Below are 1,809 nucleotides of genomic sequence, written 5' to 3'. Positions count from 1 at the left end.
GATTGGCGGTGCCGGCAACGTCAGCCTCGACGACAAGGATCGTATGCTGGCGGGCGTGTTGCTCGACCTGTCGATGACTGCGTCGCTGACTTCCAGCCTCAACGTCGGGCAAAAGGTGCTGACCAACATCGGTCGCGTTACGCCGCTGCACAAACAGCGTGTGGAACAAGCCGGGTTCATGGTGCTGAAGTCGCCGGACATTCCGTCGATCCTGGTCGAAACCGGCTTCATCTCCAACGCCAACGAAGCGAACAAACTGTCCGCATCCAGCCACCAGCAAGCGCTGGCCCGTTCGATCAGCAGCGGCGTGCGCCAGTTCTTCCAGCAGAATCCGCCACCGGGCACTTACATTGCCTGGCTGCGTGATTCCGGCAAGATTGCCCAAGGTCCGCGCGACCACCGTGTCGGCCCGGGGGAAACCCTGGCGATGATCGGCGTGCGCTATCAGGTTTCGCCGGCCACCTTGCGCGCCGCCAACAATCTGAAAAGCGATGAGCTGAAAGTCGGTCAGCACCTGACCATTCCAGGCACCGAACTGGCGTCCAAAGAATGAACCAGGTAATGAACACGGCGCGCATCGAGCTGCTCAGCCCGCGGCTGGCGAACCAGATTGCCGCCGGTGAGGTGGTTGAGCGCCCGGCTTCGGTGATCAAGGAGTTGCTGGAAAACAGCCTCGACTCCGGCGCCAAGCGTATTGACGTCGATGTCGAGCAGGGCGGCGTCAAGCTGCTGCGCGTGCGCGATGACGGCAGCGGTATTTCCGCCGATGACCTGCCGCTGGCCTTGGCCCGTCACGCCACCAGCAAGATTCGCAACCTCGAAGACCTCGAACAGGTGATGAGCCTGGGTTTCCGTGGCGAGGCGCTGGCGTCGATCAGCTCCGTGGCGCGTCTGACCCTGACCTCGCGCACCCGCGATGCCGATCAGGCCTGGCAGGTCGAGACCGAAGGCCGGGACATGGCGCCGCGCGTGCAGCCGGCGGCGCATCCGGTCGGCACTTCGGTGGAAGTCCGCGATCTGTTCTTCAACACCCCGGCCCGGCGCAAATTTCTCAAGACCGAAAAAACCGAATTCGATCATCTGCAGGAAGTGATCAAGCGTCTGGCGCTGGCGCGCTTCGACGTGGCTTTTCATCTGCGCCACAACGGCAAGACCATCCTCAGCCTGCACGAGGCCCACGATGATGCAGCCCGCGCCCGGCGTGTGGCGGCGATCTGCGGTTCAGGTTTCCTTGAGCAGGCGCTGCCTATCGAGATCGAACGCAACGGCCTGCACCTGTGGGGCTGGGTCGGTTTGCCGACCTTCAACCGCAGTCAGGCGGACTTGCAGTATTTCTTCGTAAACGGCCGAGCAGTGCGCGACAAACTGGTAGCCCATGCGGTTCGTCAGGCTTATCGCGACGTGCTGTTCAATGGCCGGCACCCGACCTTCGCGCTGTTTTTCGAGGTCGATCCCGCAGCGGTAGACGTCAACGTCCACCCGACCAAACACGAAGTGCGTTTCCGTGACGGGCGCATGGTCCACGATTTCCTGTATGGCACGCTGCACCGTGCGCTGGGCGATGTGCGTCCGGAAGATCAACTGGCCGGTTCGGTGACCACGGCGATCGTTCGGCCGAGCGGGATCGAGGCGGGCGAATTCGGCCCACAGGGCGAGATGCGTCTGGCCGCCAATGCGCTGCTGGAGCAGCCGCAGGCGCAACCGGCGTTCAACACGTCATCCGGGGCCAGCGCTGGCGGCGCTTATCAGTATCAATACACGCCGCGTCCGCAATCGGCGCTGCCCGCTGCCGAGGCTCAAGCCGCTTAC

2 protein-coding genes are annotated in these 1,809 nt (G+C 63.3%); both read left to right on the top strand.

The window, feature by feature from the left end:
* Positions 1-553, top strand: a 553-nt coding sequence (locus tag OQK_RS31090; RefSeq protein ID WP_038860743.1) for an N-acetylmuramoyl-L-alanine amidase family protein, incomplete at its 5' end; no start/stop codon positions are given.
* On the top strand, positions 550-1,809 hold a 1,260-nt coding region (gene mutL / locus OQK_RS08220), incomplete at its 3' end, for a DNA mismatch repair endonuclease MutL (RefSeq protein ID WP_038860742.1). The genes OQK_RS31090 and mutL, both read left to right, overlap by 4 nt.

It is taken from the genome of Pseudomonas sp. R62, from assembly GCF_000257605.1.
In the GTDB taxonomy this organism is placed as follows: Bacteria; Pseudomonadota; Gammaproteobacteria; order Pseudomonadales; family Pseudomonadaceae; genus Aquipseudomonas; species Aquipseudomonas atacamensis.
This window is presented reverse-complemented; position numbering and strand designations above follow the sequence as displayed.